Here is an 18,463-nt window from a genome sequence, read left to right on the forward strand (position 1 = left end):
GGCAAGACCCCACCGCTACCAACCCCGGGCCGTTCAACGGGTTACGGGCTGTCTGAAGATCTTTGGCGTGACGGAACTGTTGCGATTCCGTCGGAAGTCACCCACAGCGGGCGCATAGTGTGTGATGCCGTTCCATGACGCGGTGCCGGAAGGCGAACTCGCGGGACGTCTGCGGGAAGTCGTCGACTCTGGCATCCGGTTCGTCCACAGCAGGGGGAGGCAGAGCATGCGATCCGAACCGCTGTCGTTGACCGCTCACGGCGAAGGCGAGAGGGGAGCGCGCCGCAGAACCTCCCCCGTGCTGGCCGCCATGGCCCTCGCGTCAGTACTGACGCTGACCGCGACCGGCTGCGGCTCGGGCGACGCAGACACGGACGCGAACGCGCAGGCCTCCGCCTCCGAAGCGACCGAGGGCGACGGCAAGATCACGATCCCGGACGACATCAGGGACCAGCTCAAGGAGCACGGAATCGATGTCGACAAGTGGAGGAACGGCGCCTGGAAGGACTGGGACAAGGACGACTGGCTTCGCGAGGCCCAGGACTACATCAACCCCATCATCGAAGGACTGTGGGACCCCGACCGGATGCGTCAGGCCGAGGATCCCGATCGCGGGGTCCAGGAGAGTGACCTCTCGGGTGACCAGGGTGTGACCGACCCGGAGCCGACTCCGGTGGACGCGAAGGCCGTATCGCCTACGTACCACGACACCGTCCCCGAGTCGGGGAAGGTGTTCTTCGACTCCCCCGAAGGCACGATGGTCTGCTCGGCGACGGTCGTGGAGGACCCGGCCCACCCGGGCAAGTCCAACATGGTGTGGACGGCGGGACATTGTGTCCATGCGGGCAGGAGCGGTGGCTGGTACCGCAACATCGCGTTCGTGCCGTCGTACAACGACCGGGCTTTGTCGGCAGGGGAGTTGGCGAGCGCGACCGAGGAAGAGCTCGCTCCCTACGGAGTCTGGTGGGCCGATTGGGCCCAGACCTCGGAGCAGTGGATCGCGCAGGGCGGTCCGACCGGCGGGGCAGGTGCCCCGTACGACTTCGCCGTCATCCATGTGACTCCGGAGGAGGGTGGCACGGGCAAGTCGCTGGAGGAGACGGTGGGTTCGGCCTTGCCGGTGAACTTCGACGCTCCTGCGGTGCCGCGGGTGGAGAGCATGACGGCCAGCGGGTATCCGGCGGCCGCACCGTTCGACGGGGAGACCTTGTACCAGTGCCAGGACCGGCCGGGACGGCTGTCGATCAACGCCTCGGACCCGACGATGTACCGCATCGGCTGCACCATGACCGGTGGTTCGTCCGGCGGTGGCTGGGTCGCGACGGGGGCGGACGGCGAGCCGGCGCTGGTGTCCAACACCTCGATCGGCCCGGTGAACGCGGGTTGGCTGGCCGGGCCGCGGCTGGGCGAGGTGGCCCAGGGCGTGTACGACTCAGTAAGCGAGAAGTTCGCGGGGCAGTGACGGCAAAGTCCCCCGCCCCGACCTCCTCGCCGACCGCGCCCCCCACTCCGACCCGGCCCCGACCCCGCCCCCTGCCCCCTGCCCCCAACTGTGCCCCGACCGCAGCCGCCTACCCTGACCGGAACACGCTTGAGGCCCGCCCCTCGCGAAGGGGACGGGCCTCAAGCCTGCTGCAGAACTACGACACTCAGACCACCGGGACCGGAACCGGCACGTACGGCGCCAGATCCGCGGCCAGTTCCTCGTGCACCCGAACCTTGAGCAGGGTGCCCTCCGCCGTGTGCTCCTCGGAGATCACCTCGCCCTCGTCATGGGCGCGGGCGACCAGCTTGCCGTGGGTGTACGGCACCAGCGCCTCGACCTCGACGGACGGCCTGGGCAGCTCGTTGTCGATCAGGGCGAGCAGTTCGTCGATGCCCTGGCCGGTTCGGGCCGAGACGGCGATGGAGCGTGTCTCGATCCGCATCAGCCGCTGGAGCGTCAGCGGGTCGGCCGCATCGGCCTTGTTGATCACGACGATCTCGGGCACGCCGGTGGCGCCGACATCCCTGATCACCTCGCGTACGGCGGCCAGCTGCTCCTCCGGGACGGGGTGCGAGCCGTCCACCACATGCAGGATCAGGTCGGACTCTCCGACCTCCTCCATGGTGGAGCGGAACGCCTCGACCAGGTGGTGCGGCAGGTGCCGTACAAAACCGACGGTGTCGGCCAGCGTGTACAGGCGGCCGCTCGGGGTTTCCGCCCGCCGGACGGTCGGGTCCAGGGTGGCGAACAGGGCGTTCTCGACCAGGACGCCTGCGCCCGTGAGGCGGTTGAGCAGGGACGACTTGCCGGCGTTGGTGTAACCCGCGATGGCGACGGACGGCACCTTGTGACGCTTGCGCTCCTGGCGCTTGATCTCACGGCCGGTCTTCATGTCCGCGATCTCCCGGCGCATCTTCGCCATCTTCTCGCGAATCCGACGCCGGTCCGTCTCGATCTTGGTCTCACCGGGACCACGGGTGGCGAGGCCGCCGCCCTTGCCGCCGCCCATCTGACGGGACAGCGACTGACCCCAGCCTCGCAGCCTCGGCAGCATGTACTGCATCTGCGCGAGCGCGACCTGCGCCTTGCCCTCGCGGGACTTGGCGTGCTGGGCGAAGATGTCGAGGATCAGGGCCGTACGGTCGATGACCTTGACCTTGACGACGTCTTCGAGGTGGATGAGCTGGCCGGGGCTGAGTTCACCGTCGCAGATGACGGTGTCCGCGCCGGTCTCCAGGACGATGTCCCGCAGCTCGTCGGCCTTGCCGGAACCGATGTAGGTGGCCGCGTCGGGCTTGTCGCGACGCTGGGTCACGCCGTCGAGCACGAGCGCGCCCGCGGTCTCCGCGAGTGCGGCCAGCTCCGCGAGGGAGTTGTCCGCGTCCTGCACGGTCCCCGAGGTCCAGACGCCGACGAGGACGACCCGCTCCAGGCGAAGCTGGCGGTACTCGACCTCGGTGACGTCCTCGAGCTCGGTGGAGAGGCCGGCGACGCGGCGCAGGGCCGCGCGCTCGGAGCGGTCGAACTGTTCGCCGTCCCGCTCTCCGTCGATCTCGTGGCTCCAGGCGACGTCCTCTTCCATCAGGGCATCGGCCCGAAGACCTTCGGCGTATGTGTGCGCGAGTCGCTGCGTGTCCTGGGAAGGGGATGAAGAGGAGGTCATTGGATCCTTACGTCGTTGGGGAGTGCGATACGGCGGTGATGGGTCCGTGGTGGTCACAACGCCACCGCGGTCACCTTTCTCAACGCACGAATACCCCGGGAGATTCCCGTGTCCCGTGCCGCGCCGACCTGAAGATGGTCGCACGGCACGGGGCGTCTCGTCACCGCCTTATTTCACCGGGGCCACGGCCTTCCAGTCGGGGTGCCCTGGCATCGCCGGGGTCTTCTCGCCGTAGAGCCAGTCCTGGAGGAAGTCGCCGAGGTCCCGTCCGGAGATCTCGGAGGCCAGCCGCACGAAGTCCGTGGTCGTCGCGGTGCCGTCCCGGTGGTCCTGCACCCAGGCCCGCTCCAGGCTCTCGAAGGACTTGCGGCCGATCTCCTGGCGCAGGGCGTACAGGACGAGTGCGGCACCGTCGTAGACGTTCGGACGGAAGATGCCGATCTTCTGGCCGGGCTCGGGCGGCTTCGGGGCGGCCGGCGGTCCGCCGGCGGCGCGCCAGCCGTCGGAGGCGCCGTAGGCGGCCTTCATGCGCGCCTCAAGGGTGCGGCCCGCCTTCTCCTCCGCGTACAGGGCCTCGTACCAGGTGGCGTGCCCCTCGTTGAGCCACAGGTCGGACCAGGCGGCGGGGCTGACGCTGTCACCGAACCACTGGTGGGCGAGCTCATGGACCATGATCGACTCGACGTACCACTTGGGGTAGGCGGGCTCGGTGAACAGGTCCTTCTCGAAGAGGGAGAGGGTTTGAGTTTCCAACTCGAAGCCTGTGTCGGCGGCGGCCACAAGGACGCCGTACGTCTCGAAGGGGTACGGCCCGACCTTGTCCTCCATCCACACGATCTGGCCGGGGGTCTTCTTGAGCCAGGGTTCGAGCGCGGCGCGGTCCTTCGTCGGGACGACGTCTCGCACGGGCAGCCCGTGCGGGCCGTCGCGGTGCAGCACGGTGGAACGGCCGATGGAGACCTGGGCGAGTTCGGTGGCCATGGGGTGCTGGGTGCGGTACGTCCATGTGGTCGCCCGCCCGGCGCGGTCCACGTCGGTCGGCAAGCCGTTGGCGACGGCCGTGTAGCCGTCGGGCGCGGTGACCCGGATGGTGAACATCGCCTTGTCGGACGGGTGGTCGTTGCAGGGGAACACCAAGTGCGCGACGTCGGCCTGGTTGGCCATGGCGAGGCCGTCCGTGGTGCGCACCCAGCCGCCGTCACGGTCGGCGGTGGAGACGGGGTCGCTGGTGTGCCGGACGGTGATCCGCATCCAGCCACCGGCGGGTAGCGGTTCGTCGGGGGTGACCACGAGGTCCTCGCCGGCACTGGTGAACGCCGCGGGCCTGCCGTCGATCTCCACCGAATCGACGTCGCCGTGCGCGAAGTCGAGATTGACGCGGTCCAGTTCGGTCGTCGTCCAGGCGTCGATCGTGGTGACGGCCGTAAGCGGCTTGCTGTTGTTCCCGGAATAGCTGAACGAGAGGTCATACGACGCCACGTCGTAGCCCGGGTTGCCCAGATACGGGAAGAGGCGGTCACCGACGCCGAGCGGCGCGGCCGGGGCGCTCGCGGCGAGCAGACAGACGGAGACGGCGGAGGCGAGGAGTGCGGCCGCCCGTCGTCGGGCGCTTCCGGTACGGCGACGGGGGGCATCGATGCCGGGCCGGTCGGCGTCGGTGGTGCGGGCGAGGGTGCGGGGGGTGAGCGGCATGCACCACCGCTTACCAGCGCGCGCGTGCGCGACGGTGACGACGCGCGACCGGCCCACCCGAACGGGGTCCTCCGGTGCCGTCGGGGCGACGCGTGCCGACCTGCGACCGACCACACGCGTGTGACGGCCTGCATGGCCCTGTCGGGTGGAAGGCGGCAGCGCGTGCCGAGTCGAGACCCGCGCAAGGCGAGCGGACCGACCGGGGCGTCGAGGCACGGCAAGGCTGTTCCACAGCGGAACAGCAAGGGTCCAGGGCCCGACTCCGGAGCCGGCCTGGCCCCCGAAACGCCTTTCAGACCCCCGGCGTCTGTGCCCTGCTCACGTCGTACACCCCGGCCACGTTCCGCATGGCCCGCATCAGCGAAGGCAGCAGGGCCGCGTCCGGCAGGTGGACGGTGTACGTGTGGCGGACTCGCTGCTGGCTCGGGGGTTCGACGGTCGCCGAGACGATCTCGGCGCCCTCGACGGCCATGGCCTCGGTGAGGTCGGCGAGCAGGTGCGGGCGGCCGAACGATTCGGCGTACAACGTGACCCGGCACTCGGTGGTATCGCCCCAGCGCACGCCGACCTCCCTGCGCCCCACGCCCTTCATACGCGCCACCGCGGCGCACTCGACGCGGTGCACGGTGACCACTCCCCCGCGCACGGCGAAGCCGGTGATCTCGTCGGGCGGTACGGGCGTGCAGCAGCCGGCCAGCCGTACGGTCACACCGGGCTGGTCGACGAGGGCGTTGGCGCTGCCCGAGCGGACGCCTGGGTCGTCGAGACGCTGCGACTCGGCGGTGCTCCGGCCCGCACTGTCGGGCGTGTCGGCGTGAGCGTCGGCGGCCGACTCGGCGACGGACGGCTGGACGGACTTCGCCTCCCCCTGCAAGGGCTTCGCATCCCCTTGCAAGCGCATCGCATCCCCTTGCAAGGGCTTCACCTCACTCCGCGCGGTCTGCACACCCTCGGCCGACACCCCGAGCGCCCCGGCTCGTCCCTCTGCCTCCGGCGGGGCCTGGTGCGCCGGGTGCGTCGCGATCCACCGCTGAATGGCGATCCGCGCCGCGGGGGTGTGCGCGTGCTCCAGCCACTCCTTGGAGGGCTCGGCGGCCGGGTCCTGCCCCATGAGGAGCTGCACGGTGTCGCCGTCCTTCAGGACGGTGCTCAGGGTCGCCAGGCGGCCGTTGACGCGAGCGCCCAGGCACGCGTGCGCGTCCTCACCGTACTGCGCGTACGCGGCGTCCACACAGGTCGCACCGTCGGGCAGACCCAGGGTGCCGCCGTCGGGCCGGAAGACGGTGATCTCGCGGTCCTGGGCGAGGTCCTCGCGCAGGGTGGACCAGAAGGTGTCGGCGTCGGGCGCGGCCGCCTGCCAGTCCAGGAGCCGGGAGAGCCAGCCGGGCCGCGTGGGGTCCACCCGCTCCTCGTCGGGGCCCGCGCTCTGCTGCTCCGCGGGGTCCGAAGGGGAGGCGTACGGATTGCCGAGCGCGACCACACCGGCCTCGGCGACCTTGTGCATCTGGTGGGTGCGGATGAGGACTTCGACGACCTGGCCGTCGTCACGCGCCACAGCGGTGTGCAGTGACTGGTACAGGTTGAACTTCGGTACGGCGATGAAGTCCTTGAACTCCGAGACGACGGGCGTCATACAGGTGTGCAGCTCGCCCAGGACGCCATAGCAGTCCGCGTCCTCGCCGACCAGGACCAGCAGTCGCCCGAAGTCCGAGCCGCGCAGCCTGCCGCGCTTGCGGGCCGTCCGGTGCACGGAGACGAAGTGCCGTGGCCGGATGACGACTTCGGCCTGGATGCCGGCCTCGCGCAGCACCCCCCGCACCTCTTCGGCGATCTCGGCGAGCGGATCGTCCGCGCGGGAGGCGTTGTCGACGATCAGCTCGCGGGTGTGCTCGTACTCCTCGGGATGGAGGATCGCGAAGACCAGGTCCTCCAGTTCGGTCTTGAGGGCCTGAACGCCCAGCCGTTCGGCCAGCGGGATGAGGACGTCGCGGGTGACCTTGGCGATGCGGGCCTGTTTCTCGGGCCGCATCACGCTCAGGGTGCGCATGTTGTGCAGCCGGTCGGCGAGTTTGATCGACATCACGCGAACGTCGTTGCCGGTGGCGACGAGCATCTTGCGGAAGGTCTCGGGCTCGGCGGCGGCGCCGTAGTCGACCTTCTCCAGCTTGGTGACGCCGTCGACCAGGAAGCGGACCTCCGCACCGAACTCGCTGCCGACCTGATCGAGCGTCACCTCGGTGTCCTCGACGGTGTCGTGGAGCAGAGAGGCCGTCAAGGTCGTGGTCTCGGCGCCGAGTTCGGCGAGGATCAACGTCACGGCGAGCGGATGTGTGATGTACGGCTCACCGCTCTTGCGCATCTGGCCGCGGTGCGAGGACTCGGCCAGGACCCACGCGCGGCGCAGGAGTTCGAGGTCGGCGTCGGGGTGGTGCGCGCGGTGGGCCTCGGCGACATGGCCGATGGCGTCGGGCAGCCGGTCGCGGGCGGTGGGGCCGAGCAGCGCGGCGCGGCCCAGGCGGCGCAGGTCGATCCGCGCCCGCCAGCGGGCGGCCGCACCTGTTACCGGACCTGGGGTCGCGGGGTTCGTGGCCTCCGCACTCATGGGCACCTCCGGCTGTGGACCGGCGGACGGGGTGCCCCATGGCGGACACGGCTCAGGGGATGGCATCTGTCCCCCGTCCGGGCCGGTGCTTGATGCTACCGAGCCCATCACGCCCGGCAGACCGCCTCTCGGCGAGCGTGAAACGGATCACCCATTCGAGCGAAGGTTTGTAGGTTTACGCTTTCGCGCCGCCTGAATTGCGGACATCCGTGGTTTCGCATCGCGCCGAGGGCCGGAGGCTGTGGTTCCATGCCTCCGACGCCCCGAACGCTGTGATTCATATGGTCAACGAACCGCGTTTTCAAGCCAGTCGGCGTCGATCTCGCCCTCGGCGACGATCACTGCGGGGCCGGTCATCTCGATCTCGCCGTCGGGCCGCTCGGTGATCACCAGGGTGCCGCCGGGCACATCGACGGTGTACGTCACCGGAGCGCCGGTGACCGCCGGGTCGGCGCCGTCCCTGCGTGCGGCGGCGACGGCGACGGCACACGCGCCCGTGCCGCACGAGCGGGTCTCACCGGCGCCGCGCTCGTGCACCCGCAGGGCGACATGGCGGGGGCCGCGGTCGACAACGAACTCGACGTTGACCCCGTCGGGGTAGGCGGCGGGCGGACTGAAGGGCGGAGGGGCGTACAGGTCGCCCGCGTGCGCGAGGTCCTCCACGAAGGCCACGGCGTGCGGGTTGCCCATGTTCACGTTCCGCGCGGGCCAGCTGCGGTCGCCGACGCTCACCGTGACGTCGCCCTCGGGGAGCCGCGCCCTGCCCATGCCGACGGTGACGTCGCCGGTCTTGTCGATGTGTACGGCCTTCACGCCCCCGCGCGTGGCCACCGCGAGGTCACCCTCGGTGACGTGGCCGACGTGCTGGAGGTAGCGGGCGAAGACGCGGACGCCGTTGCCGCACATCTCCGCGATCGAGCCGTCGCCGTTGCGGTAGTCCATGAACCACTCGGCCTGGGCCGCCATGTGCTGGGCCTCGGGGTGTGACGCGGATCGCACGACATGGAGGAGGCCGTCACCACCGATGCCTGCCCGACGGTCGCAGAGGGCGGCGACGGCAGCGGGGGGCAGGTCGAGGGTGTTCTCGGGGTCCGGGACGATCACGAAGTCGTTCTCGGTGCCGTGGCCCTTGAGAAAGGCGATCCGGGTGCTCATGTATCGATCGTACGGCGCGGGCCGGTGGGGGCCGGTCGCGCCCACGGGGCGGAGCCGCACATGGACACAGCCCCGCGCCCCTGGGTGTGCTGCTCTACCGCAGTCTTGCCACGCGCCATACCGCCAGCACGACCACTACGGCCACCAGTAGCACGTATGCGATCACGACCCGCCAATCCGCGCGCCGACCGGAACCCCTCTTCGGCAGCCCCGGCCACGTGTAACCAACCCGGCGCGCGGCCATCATTCCCCAGCCCGCCGCGCAGGAGCAGATCAGCATGCCCAGCATCGCGATCACCGCTCCGCTGTCGCCGAAGTCGAAGGCCAGCGGGAAGGCGAACATCAGGGAGCCGACCGCGGCCAGGGACACGATGGGGGCGAGCTGCCAGATGCGCAGGCGGCGCTGTGGGCGCAGCTCGACCTCGACCTCTTCCCCGCCCGCGAACATCTCCTCGGGCTCGGGGCCGTCGTCGGTCACACCGCCCTGCACCTCGTCGGGCCCGTCGGGGCTCAGACGGTCGCCGTCCTGCTCCGGTTCACCGTTCTCGACGGTGAGGGGCTCGGTGCCTTGTGCGGTGTCGCGAGGGCCGGCCTCCATCACCACGCGCCCTCCCAACTCGGACTCCACTTGGTCGATCGAAGCTCGATGATGGCACGGCGCCGGAGGCCGGGATGACGGCCGGAGCGTCCCGATGCCATGACGTGATCAGGCTGTAACCGGTCGTTCGACCAACGCCAATGCAAGCTGCGGAAGTTCTGTGAGATGCGCCGCAGCCCCACTCAACCAATGCACCCGCGGGTCGCGCCTGAACCATGAATCCTGGCGGCGCGCGAAGCGCTTCGTGGCACGGACGGTCTCCGTCCGCGCCTCCTCCAGCGTGCACTCCCCCGCGAGCGCCGCGAGCACCTGCTGGTACCCGAGCGCGCGAGAGGCCGTGCGCCCCTCGCGCAACCCGCGCGCCTCCAGCTCCCGCACCTCGTCCACGAGGCCCGCGTCCCACATCCGGTCGACCCGGCGGGCGATGCGCTCGTCGAGCTCGGGCCGGGCCACGTCGACACCGATCTGGACGGTGTCGTAGACGGAGTCATGGCCGGGGAGGTTGGCGGTGAACGGCTTGCCGGTGATCTCGATCACTTCGAGGGCTCGGACGATACGGCGGCCGTTGCTGGGCAGGATCGCCTGCCCGGCCTCGGGGTCGGCGGCGGCCAGCCGGGCGTGCAGCGCACCGGAGCCGCGCAGCACCAGCTCGTCCTCCAAGCGGGCCCTGACCTCGGGGTCGGTGCCGGGGAACTCCAGGTTGTCGACGGCCCCGCGGACGTACAGCCCCGAGCCGCCGACGAGGATCGGCCAGCGGCCCTCGGCGAGCAGGGAGTCGATCCGGGCGCGGGCCAGCCTCTGGTACTCGGCGACGGACGCCGTGACCGTCACGTCCCAGATGTCCAGGAGGTGGTGCGGGACGCCGCCGCGCTCCTGGGGCGTCAGCTTGGCGGTGCCGATGTCCATCCCTCGGTACAACTGCATGGAGTCGGCGTTGACGACCTCGCCTCCCAGGCGCTGGGCGAGAAAGACGCCCAGATCGGACTTTCCGGCCGCGGTGGGTCCGACGACGGCGATGACGCGGGGGGAGGGGGGTGCGCTGCTCACTGCACCAGTCTCGCAAACCTCGGGGCGCCACCTCGAACGAGTTACGTGACGGCCCGCGTCCGGGGTCGTTGCCAGTTGCGTGGTTTCCGCCGCCCTGTCCATGGAGGCGGCGATCCGGCCGACGCAAACGGGCGCACCGGAAGACGCGGGTTTTCCCCCGCACGAGTAACGTATGGAGTGGATATGGGCGTTTTCGCACGACTTCTCCGGAGGTCGAAGGCTACGGAGGAGGCGTCAACCGCCGAGACGCAGGCCGCCACACGGACGGCCGAGCCCACGGCGGACGAGGCGGCAGAGGTGAAGGGGTCGACCGGGACCGAGGGCGAGGGCACGACCGAGGCCGGAAACAAGGCCGAGACCGGGCCCGACGTCACGGAGACGGCCGCAGCCGAGGACGCGGAAGGATCGACGGCGACGGAGGCCGTCGATGACGGCGCGTTCGAGGACGTCGAGATCCCCAAGCAGCAGTCCACCGATGAGGCGGCCGAACGTGAGGCCGGCGAAGGCGCCCGCACGTAATCGCCCCCGCGCGGGAAGGTGAACGATGGGTCTCCTGGACAATTTGAAATCCAAGCTCAGCCCGGCCAAGGACAAGGTCTCCGGGCTTGCCCAGCAGCACGGTGACAAGGTCCAGCACGGTCTCGACAAGGCCGCGAAGGTCGTGGACGAGAAGACCAAGGGCAAGTACAGCGACAAGATCCAGACGGGCACGGGCAAGGCCAAGAACGCCATGGACCGACTCGCGCACAAGGACGGCACGGAGGGACCGGGTGGCGGCACCACGCCGCCGGCCTCGCCACCGCCTGCTTCCTGAACGGCAGTACGGCACACCGACGGACGGCCGCGGGGCAGGACGCCCCCGGCCGTCCGCCGTTTCCGAGACCCGCCCGAGGCGACTCCCCTACGGCCGTCAGGACCAGGTCGCGACCATGTACCCCACGCCGTACGGCGCGTCCTCGTACAGCAGCGAGCCGCCGAGGCCCACACCCTCAGCGGCGCCCGCGAGGACCTGCCAGCAGGCCCGGCCGGAGGCCTTCAGTTCGTACGCCAGCTCGGCGTCCAGGGACTGGAGCGCCGCCACGTCCGCCCCGCCCAGCGCACGCGCGACCGCCGCGTCGAAGGGGGCCGCGCGCTCGTCGAGGTAGCCGGGTGCCTTGAGCGTGCGGCAGGCGCTGGCGTCGCCCATCACCAGCAGCGCCACCCGCTCGGCCCGGGCGGCGATTCCCCTTCCGGTCTGAATACACCGCTCGGGCTCCAGAGGTTCCCCCACCCCGAGTCCCTCGATCGGGGCGTCGGACCAGTCGGTACGGTCCAGAAGCCAGGCGGCGACGGCGAGGGAAGCCGGAAGTTCCCGCTCGGACTCCGCGTCCCGACCCAGCCGTACGTCGAGATCCACACCGAAACCGCGGAACGACCCACGGGTGCCCTCCGGCAGCACACCGCGTCCGCTCCGCTCGGCCGGCCCGACGACCACGAGGAGTTCGGGCCGGGCCGCGGCGAGCACCCCCAGCGCGTCCGTGCACGCGGCACGCGCGGCGTCCAGCTCGGGCGCGGCGCCCGCGGCGACCTCGGGCACGAGGAGCGGGGGGCAGGGGCAGACGGCGGCGGCGACAAGCATGATCAGGAGCCTATCGCCGAGCCTCCCGACCCGGGGTCGGTGCTCCACACGAGCTCGGCCAGCCGGTACGTCACGGCGAAGGTGGACACCTTGCCCTTGATGCTCACGTAGTAGGCGTCCCCGTCGCCGGTCCGGAAGACGTCACGGCGCTGCTGACGCAGACTCCTGCGCGGCAAGTGGGTGCAGGCGATCTCGTAGAGACGGGCGCGGGCCCGCTCAGGAGTGTCGTCGAAGCGCTCCACCTCGTTGCAGCTGTAGTCGTCATAGCCTCTCGTGCTGGCCTGTACGACAACCACCCAGTGCCCCATGCCCCGTCCCCCCGTCCATCCTGCTCAGTGAGCCGCGCAGCCACCCGTAACCGCCGGCAGCGGCTCCGGTACCCCGATCTTCGGCAGCCCCAGCAGCACGCCCGCCGACTTCGCCGTCTCGGCCGCGTTCCGCTTCTCCCACGCGTCCCCCGCGCGCGTGCGCCGCACGTCGAGTACGGCGCCCTCGGCGAGGAGGTGGTGGGGGGCGGCGTAGGTGATCTCGACCGTGACCACGTCGCCGGGGCGGACCTCCTGGCCGGGCTTGGTGAAGTGGACCAGGCGGTTGTCGGGGGCTCGGCCGGAGAGGCGGTGGGTGGCGCCGTCCTTGCGGCCCTCGCCCTCGGCGACCATCAGCTCAAGGGTGCGTCCGACCTGCTTCTTGTTCTCGTCCCAGGAGATCTCCTCCTGGAGGGCGACGAGACGCTCGTAGCGCGACTGCACGACGTCCTTGGGGATCTGCCCTTCCATGGTCGCCGCGGGGGTTCCGGGGCGCTTGGAGTACTGGAAGGTGAAGGCGTTCGTGAAGCGGGCCTCGCGGACCACGTGCATGGTCTGCTCGAAGTCCTCCTCGGTCTCGCCGGGGAAGCCCACGATGATGTCGGTCGAGATCGCGGCGTCCGGCATGGCGGCGCGGACCTTCTCGATGATCCCGAGGTAGCGCTCCTGGCGGTACGAGCGGCGCATCGCCTTGAGGACCGTGTCCGAACCGGACTGCAGGGGCATGTGCAGCTGCGGCATGACGTTCGGGGTCTCCGCCATCGCCGCGATCACGTCGTCCGTGAAGTCGCGGGGGTGGGGGGACGTGAAGCGGACGCGCTCCAGGCCCTCGATGGAGCCACACGCGCGCAGCAGCTTGCTGAAGGCCTCTCGGTCGCCGATGTCGGAGCCGTATGCGTTGACGTTCTGGCCGAGCAGGGTGATCTCGGAGACACCCTCGCCGACCAGGGCCTCGATCTCGGCGAGGATGTCGCCGGTGCGACGGTCCTTCTCCTTGCCGCGCAGGGCCGGGACGATGCAGAAGGTGCAGGTGTTGTTGCAACCGACGGAGATCGACACCCAGGCCGCGTAGGCGCTCTCGCGACGGGTCGGCAGGGTGGACGGGAACGCCTCCAGTGACTCGGCGATCTCGACCTGCGCCTCCTCCTGCACGCGCGCGCGTTCCAGCAGCACCGGAAGCTTGCCGATGTTGTGCGTACCGAAGACGACGTCCACCCAGGGCGCCTTCTTCACGATGGTGTCACGGTCCTTCTGCGCGAGACAGCCACCGACGGCGATCTGCATGCCGGGCCGCGAGGCCTTCCTCGGCGCAAGGCGGCCGAGGTTGCCGTAGAGCCGGTTGTCGGCGTTCTCCCGGACCGCGCAGGTGTTGAAGACGACGACGTCCGCGTCCCCGTCGGAACCCTCGGGCGCGGGCACATACCCCGCCTCCTCCAGCAGGCCGGACAATCGCTCGGAATCGTGGACGTTCATCTGGCACCCGTAAGTGCGCACTTCGTACGTTTTCGGAGATGAAACGTCCACTGCCGTGCTCCGGTCGCTGCTGATGGTCATGGCTCAAGGGTAGGCGCTTGCGGGTGATGCGAGGCCCGGCCGCCTGTGGCCGCCACGGAGACCGCTGGGAACCCGGGCATGCCCGGACCGCGGTCAGGTCGGCATGCCCCGCTCGGCCAGGCCGCTCTCGTAGGCGATGATCACCAGCTGCGCGCGGTCCCGGGCGTGCAGCTTGGCCAGGAGGCTGCCGACGTGGGTCTTCACCGTGGGCATGCTGATGACGAGGCGCTCGGAGATCTCGCTGTTGGACAAACCGTTGGCGATCAGGACGAGGACTTCCTGTTCCCGGTTGGTGAGGCCGATGAGCCGTGGAGCAGGACGTGCCGTCTCGCCGCGGCGGGAGAAGTCGGCGATGAGGCGCCGGGTGACGGTCGGGGCCAGGACACCCTCGCCCGTGGCGATGACCCGGATGCCGTTGACCAGGTCGGACGGTGAGGCGTCCTTGAGCATGAAGCCGCTGGCGCCCGCCTGGAGCGCCGGGTAGACGTACTCGTCCATGTCGAACATGGTCAGGGCCAGCACCCGGACACCGGAGAGCATCTCGTCGGAGCAGATCTCCCGGGTGGCGGCGATCCCGTCCATGACGGGCATACGGAGGTCCATGAGGACGACGTCCGGAGCGAGAGCGCGAGTGAGCCGCACCGCCATGGCCCCGTCCCCCGCCTCGCCGACGACCTCCATGCCGGGCGTGGAGTCGACCAGGACCCGGAAGCTCCCGCGCAACAGCGCCTGGTCGTCCGCGATCAGGACCCGGACCGCCTCGGCCATTGCGTGATCCTCGATCCTCGTCCGCTTGCGGGGGTTGACGATATACACCACTTTAGCGGGGTTCCCTCAACTCGACTGCGCCGTACGGTCTTTCACGCCACGTCCAGGAGCAGCTCCCCCGTGCCGTCGTCCGACGTCCTGACCTTCGTACCGTACGGCTGGGAGAGCTGAGCGACGTCGGTGAGAGTCTTTTCGGCCGCTACCCGGTCGGCCAGCCGAGGGCGGCCACGGCGGTGGACCGGTCGGCCGAAGCCGAGGTCGACCGGGTGCAGCCGGGCCGCCGTCAGGATGCCGTCGTCGAAGGTGAGGACCGGCACGAGCGACTGCCAGTAGCGGTGGTGCGGGGCGAACAGCCGGGTGCCGTGGCCGCTGAGCCGGTCGTAGTAGCGGCCGGGGGTGGGGGGCCGTTCGGTGGTGACCTTGGCGTAGTCCTCGGCGGAGACGCGGTCGGTCAGTCAAGTCGATCCGGCTGACGGTGTTGCCCAGGCTGTAGAAGATCGGCTTTTTCCGGTACAGCTCCACCCCTCGTAGGAAGTGCGGCCCGTGTCCGACCACGGCGTCGGCGCCCTCGTCGATCATCCGGTGGGCGAACGCGCGCAGCTTCCGACTCCGAGGCACTTCGTGAGCTCGTCGAAGTCGCCGACTTCCTGCAGCATGGGGCGCTCGTAAATCGCGGACATGGATGTCCTCCCGTGTCGGATCGGTCGGGCCGACCTGTTCGGCCCGTGATCTGTCAGGGAAGTTACGGGGCGGAATGTCCCGCAGGCATGGGGCAGCTGTCCTATGCCGGTCCTGTCAGCTGTCCCACCGCCGCTGACGCACCCACCCCCACGCCACGGCCGCGACGGTCCAGGCGAGCAGCACCGTGAACCCGAAGGCGGTGTGCGGGGAGTCGACGGTGAGCAGTTCGTTTCCGGCCTGGTCGGGGAAGTAGCGGGCCATTTCCTTGGTCGCTCCGAGGAGCGAGAGGATGTGCGTTCCGGCGAGCACCATCGGCAGCAGGACTGCCAGCGGTACGACGGCGTTCCGTGCGATCGCCGCGATACCTGCCGCGAACAGGCACATCAGGGTCAGATAGACAACGGCCCCGGCCAGGGCGCGCGGGACGCCGCTCGCGCCGAGCGAGGAACCGTGGGACCCGAGCGCGGCCTGCGTGACCAGGTAGCCGAGGACGGTGACCGGGACGGAGACGGCGACCGCCGCCAGGGCGGTGACGCTCATCTTCGCCGCGTAGAGGCGCCCGCGCCGGGGCACCGCGAGCAGGGAGACCCGCATCATGCCGGACGTGTACTCGCTGGTGACGACGAGCACGCCGAACACGATCAGCGCCAGCTGGCCGTAGAGGATGCCGTCGAGACCGGCCTGCTCGGGGGTGAAGTCAGAGCGCAGGCTCGGGTTGTCGGACTCCAGCGCGTTCTTCGCGGACCAGCCGTCGAGGGCCGCGATGAGGATGCTGACCACGGCGAACAGCAGCAGCGACCACTGGGTGCCTCGGATGCCGCGCAGCTTGGTGGTCTCGGCGCGGACGGCCGCGAGTGTCTCAGACACGGAAGTTCCTGCCTTCCTCACCGATGTTGCCTGTGCCGATGTCCCCGGCACGGGCGCCTGCCTCGCCGATGACGCCGAGGAAGGTCTCCTCCAACGACCCGGCGTGGGTGCTCAGTTCGTCGAGCGGGAAGCCGCCCGCGGCGGCGATCCGGCTGATGTCCGCGGCCGGCATCCCGACGACGTCGAGGCCACCGCCGGGGATGCGTGTCACGGTCACGCCGGCGCCCTCCAACTCCCTTGCGAGCCTGTCGGGTTCGGGGGTGCGGGCCCGTACGTAGGAGCGACCGTGGCGCGCGAGGAAGTCCGACATGGCGGTGTCCGCGAGGAGCCGGCCCCGGCTGATGACGACCAGTTGATCGGCGACCAGGGCCATCTCGGTCATCAGGTGGCTGGAGATGAGGACGCTACGGCCCTCGTCGGCCATCGAGCGCAGCAGGTCGCGCAGCCAGCGGATGCCCTCCGTGTCCAGGCCGTTGACCGGTTCGTCGAGCACCAGGACGGGCGGGTCGCCGAGCAACGCCGCGGCGAGGCCCACCCGTTGGCCCATTCCCAGGGAGAAGGTGCCGATCCGGCGCCGGGCCACGTCCTCGAGCCCGACCGTCTCCAGCACCTGGTCGACCCGGCCCCGGGCGATCCGGTTGCTCTGGGCGAGCCAGCGCAGGTGGTCGCGCGCGGTCAGGCCGCGGTGCGGGGCCGAGGTCTCCAGCAGGGCGCCGACGTGCCGGAGGGGGTGGGTCAGGTCGACGTAGGCGTGCCCGTCGATCCGGGCGGTTCCGGTGTCCGGTCGGGTCAGGCCCAACATCATCCGCATCGTGGTCGACTTCCCGGCGCCGTTGGGGCCGAGGAAGCCGGTGACGGCTCCGGGCCGCACCGTGAAGGTCAGGCCGTCCACGACGGTGGCCTGCCCATACCGTTTCGTCAGGTTCTGGACGTCAATCACGCGACGAGTCTGGTCGTGGGGGCCGCCGGAGACATCGGACCGGGGTCGGGAAGGTGCAGGAAGGTTCACGGACCGGCCTCATACCGGGGTATGAAGCCCCTTTCGGCCATACCTGTGGTGCCCGGATCCGGCGCGTCCTCAGTACGGCAGTGTCGCGAGGACGTGGAAGCCCTGCGCGCCGGGCCGGGGTCCCGCGGTGAGGGTCCCGCCGTGTGCGGCGACCCGTTCCTTCATCCCGACGAGTCCCATCCCGCCGCCGGGGACGGTCGCCCGGTGCCCAGGGCTCGGTCCCTCGTCGGTGACGTCAACCGTCAGCACGCCATCCCGCGCGGTGACGCGGACGTGACAGCGCGTCGGGGCGGCGTGTTTGACGACGTTGGTCAGCGCCTCCTGGACGATGCGGAAGGCGGCCAGCGCGACGCCGTCGGGCGGTTCTTCCGCGTGATCGGTGCGCAGGTCGACGCCGACGCCCGCCTCCTCGGCCGTACGGACCAGCGACGGCAGGTCCGACATGCCGCGGACCGGCTGGAGGTCCCGCTGTTCGTCGCCGTGCTCGCGGCGCAGCACCTTCAGGGTGGCCCGCATGTCACGCAGCGCCCGGCGGCTGACGTCCTCGATGACGGTGAGGGCCTCTCTCGCCTCCTCGGGGTGGGTGGCGACGACGTGGTTGGCGACACCGGCCTTGATCGCGATCAGGCCCACGCTGTGCGTGACGACGTCGTGGATGTCCCGGGCGATCCTCATGCGTTCTTCGACCTTGGCCTGCTCGGCCGCCTGCTCGATGGTCCGCCGCAGACTCTCGCGTCGCTCCCGTACGGCCGCCCCGGCGGCCCACGTCGTCCCCAACACCAGCAGCCCGAACAGCAGTTGTACTGCCAGGGTGCCGCCCTGGTAGTGCTGGCCGCCCGTCACCGTCAGCAGGGCCGCGCCCGCCGCGCTCGCCCCGCCGACGAGCACGGCCGACCGCCCGAGCTGTTGTCGCCGTGTCGTCGCGACGAGGTACAGGGCGTAGGCGGCGGCGAGGAAGACGGCCGGACCGAGCCCGGCGGCCAGCGCCGCGCAGGACGCGGTGAGGACGATCGCGAACACCGGGACGGGCCACAGGCGTCGTACGGCGAGCGGCAGCGCGGTGGCGAGCGAGAGCAGTGCGACGGCGACCCCGTCGGGCGTGCCGCCCGTGCCGGGCCGTACCACCATCAGCTGAGGGAGCAGGGCGAACCCGAGGGCGGCCGCCCCGTCGAGGAGGATCAGACGCCGGCGCGAGACATCTCCCATGCGCCGAACCTATGTGTGCGATCACGCGGACGTCCAACTCGGCCTGAAGGCGACCATATGGGTTCGGCCGCCGTACCACGGGGGTGCGAAGTCGTGCGGATCAACCTGTTCATTCTCAGAGGTCGTTTTCTCCCGTTGTTTCATCCCGAGATGCGGGTTTCATCCGGTGGTGTCGGGTCGCGCCAGGAGATCGTGGTCTCGCCGGTGAGGCG

The 18,463-nt window shown here is 70.4% G+C and carries 18 protein-coding genes and 1 pseudogene; 3 read left to right on the top strand and 16 right to left on the bottom strand.

All coding sequences use genetic code 11. The features are described from left to right. Positions 1-226 precede the first annotated feature (226 nt). Positions 227-1,462 (top strand): trypsin-like serine peptidase, encoded by a 1,236-nt coding sequence (locus ACI2L1_RS21420; RefSeq protein ID WP_404740922.1) that lies wholly within the window; start codon positions 227-229, stop codon positions 1,460-1,462. Positions 1,463-1,649: 187 nt separating this feature from the next. On the opposite strand, the gene hflX is transcribed toward ACI2L1_RS21420, so the two are convergent. The 6 genes from hflX to miaA all read right to left on the bottom strand — a co-directional run bounded on the left by hflX (position 1,650) and on the right by miaA (position 10,243). Further along, positions 1,650-3,149 carry a GTPase HflX gene (gene hflX, locus ACI2L1_RS21425; RefSeq protein ID WP_404740923.1) on the bottom strand — a complete coding sequence of 500 codons (1,500 nt, stop codon included), beginning with the start codon at positions 3,147-3,149 and terminating at the stop codon, positions 1,650-1,652. A 168-nt stretch (positions 3,150-3,317) separates the two neighbouring features. Beyond that, positions 3,318-4,841, bottom strand: coding sequence for a M1 family metallopeptidase (locus tag ACI2L1_RS21430; protein ID WP_404740924.1), 1,524 nt, complete (start codon positions 4,839-4,841; stop codon positions 3,318-3,320). Between the two features lie 292 nt (positions 4,842-5,133). Beyond that, complete coding sequence (locus ACI2L1_RS21435) at positions 5,134-7,443, bottom strand: RelA/SpoT family protein (RefSeq protein WP_404740925.1); 2,310 nt, start codon at positions 7,441-7,443, stop codon at positions 5,134-5,136. Between the two features lie 285 nt (positions 7,444-7,728). Then, complete coding sequence (gene dapF / locus ACI2L1_RS21440) at positions 7,729-8,598, bottom strand: diaminopimelate epimerase (protein WP_404740926.1); 870 nt, start codon at positions 8,596-8,598, stop codon at positions 7,729-7,731. A 94-nt stretch (positions 8,599-8,692) separates the two neighbouring features. Then, positions 8,693-9,196, bottom strand: a complete 504-nt coding sequence (locus tag ACI2L1_RS21445; RefSeq protein WP_404740942.1) for a hypothetical protein — start codon at positions 9,194-9,196, stop codon at positions 8,693-8,695. Between the two features lie 108 nt (positions 9,197-9,304). Beyond that, on the bottom strand, positions 9,305-10,243 hold the full coding sequence (gene miaA, locus ACI2L1_RS21450) for a tRNA (adenosine(37)-N6)-dimethylallyltransferase MiaA (RefSeq protein ID WP_404740927.1): 939 nt from the start codon (positions 10,241-10,243) through the stop codon (positions 9,305-9,307). Positions 10,244-10,426: 183 nt separating this feature from the next. Between miaA and ACI2L1_RS21455 the strand changes: the two genes are divergently transcribed. Both ACI2L1_RS21455 and ACI2L1_RS21460 read left to right on the top strand, forming a co-directional pair. Next, positions 10,427-10,762: a hypothetical protein gene (locus ACI2L1_RS21455; RefSeq protein ID WP_404740928.1), complete on the top strand. Its 336-nt coding sequence runs from the start codon at positions 10,427-10,429 to the stop codon at positions 10,760-10,762. 25 nt (positions 10,763-10,787) lie between these two features. After that, entirely contained in the window at positions 10,788-11,057 is a 270-nt protein-coding gene (locus ACI2L1_RS21460) for an antitoxin (RefSeq protein ID WP_404740929.1), read from the top strand. 96 nt (positions 11,058-11,153) lie between these two features. On the opposite strand, the gene ACI2L1_RS21465 is transcribed toward ACI2L1_RS21460, so the two are convergent. The 10 genes and pseudogenes from ACI2L1_RS21465 to ACI2L1_RS21510 form a co-directional block, all read right to left on the bottom strand. Then, the gene (locus tag ACI2L1_RS21465) at positions 11,154-11,861 is read right to left on the bottom strand and encodes a class III extradiol dioxygenase subunit B-like domain-containing protein (protein WP_404740930.1); all 708 of its coding nucleotides are present in this window, start codon (positions 11,859-11,861) and stop codon (positions 11,154-11,156) included. Positions 11,862-11,863: 2 nt separating this feature from the next. Next, positions 11,864-12,169: a hypothetical protein gene (locus ACI2L1_RS21470; protein WP_404740931.1), complete on the bottom strand. Its 306-nt coding sequence runs from the start codon at positions 12,167-12,169 to the stop codon at positions 11,864-11,866. Positions 12,170-12,193: 24 nt separating this feature from the next. Beyond that, positions 12,194-13,720, bottom strand: a complete 1,527-nt coding sequence (miaB, locus tag ACI2L1_RS21475; protein ID WP_404740932.1) for a tRNA (N6-isopentenyl adenosine(37)-C2)-methylthiotransferase MiaB — start codon at positions 13,718-13,720, stop codon at positions 12,194-12,196. A 93-nt stretch (positions 13,721-13,813) separates the two neighbouring features. After that, positions 13,814-14,488: a response regulator gene (locus ACI2L1_RS21480; RefSeq protein ID WP_404740933.1), complete on the bottom strand. Its 675-nt coding sequence runs from the start codon at positions 14,486-14,488 to the stop codon at positions 13,814-13,816. Positions 14,489-14,580: 92 nt separating this feature from the next. After that, positions 14,581-14,805 carry a hypothetical protein gene (locus tag ACI2L1_RS21485; protein WP_404740943.1) on the bottom strand — a complete coding sequence of 75 codons (225 nt, stop codon included), beginning with the start codon at positions 14,803-14,805 and terminating at the stop codon, positions 14,581-14,583. Positions 14,806-15,016: 211 nt separating this feature from the next. Next, a pseudogene (locus tag ACI2L1_RS21490) lies at positions 15,017-15,067 on the bottom strand (hypothetical protein); the annotation flags it as partial. After that, positions 15,064-15,168 carry a lasso RiPP family leader peptide-containing protein gene (locus ACI2L1_RS21495; RefSeq protein WP_404740934.1) on the bottom strand — a complete coding sequence of 35 codons (105 nt, stop codon included), beginning with the start codon at positions 15,166-15,168 and terminating at the stop codon, positions 15,064-15,066. The gene ACI2L1_RS21495 and the pseudogene ACI2L1_RS21490, both read right to left, overlap by 4 nt. Positions 15,169-15,283: 115 nt before the next feature. After that, the gene (locus ACI2L1_RS21500; RefSeq protein ID WP_404740935.1) at positions 15,284-16,036 is read right to left on the bottom strand and encodes an ABC transporter permease; all 753 of its coding nucleotides are present in this window, start codon (positions 16,034-16,036) and stop codon (positions 15,284-15,286) included. Further along, a complete protein-coding gene (locus tag ACI2L1_RS21505; RefSeq protein WP_404740936.1) occupies positions 16,029-16,976 on the bottom strand; it encodes an ABC transporter ATP-binding protein in 948 nt (315 codons plus the stop codon). Before ACI2L1_RS21505 ends, ACI2L1_RS21500 begins: the two co-directional genes overlap by 8 nt. A 138-nt stretch (positions 16,977-17,114) precedes the next feature. After that, positions 17,115-18,251 carry a sensor histidine kinase gene (locus tag ACI2L1_RS21510; protein WP_404740937.1) on the bottom strand — a complete coding sequence of 379 codons (1,137 nt, stop codon included), beginning with the start codon at positions 18,249-18,251 and terminating at the stop codon, positions 17,115-17,117. Positions 18,252-18,463 lie beyond the last annotated feature (212 nt).

The organism is Streptomyces sp. NPDC019531, from assembly GCF_044903305.1.
In the GTDB taxonomy this organism is placed as follows: domain Bacteria; phylum Actinomycetota; class Actinomycetes; order Streptomycetales; family Streptomycetaceae; genus Streptomyces.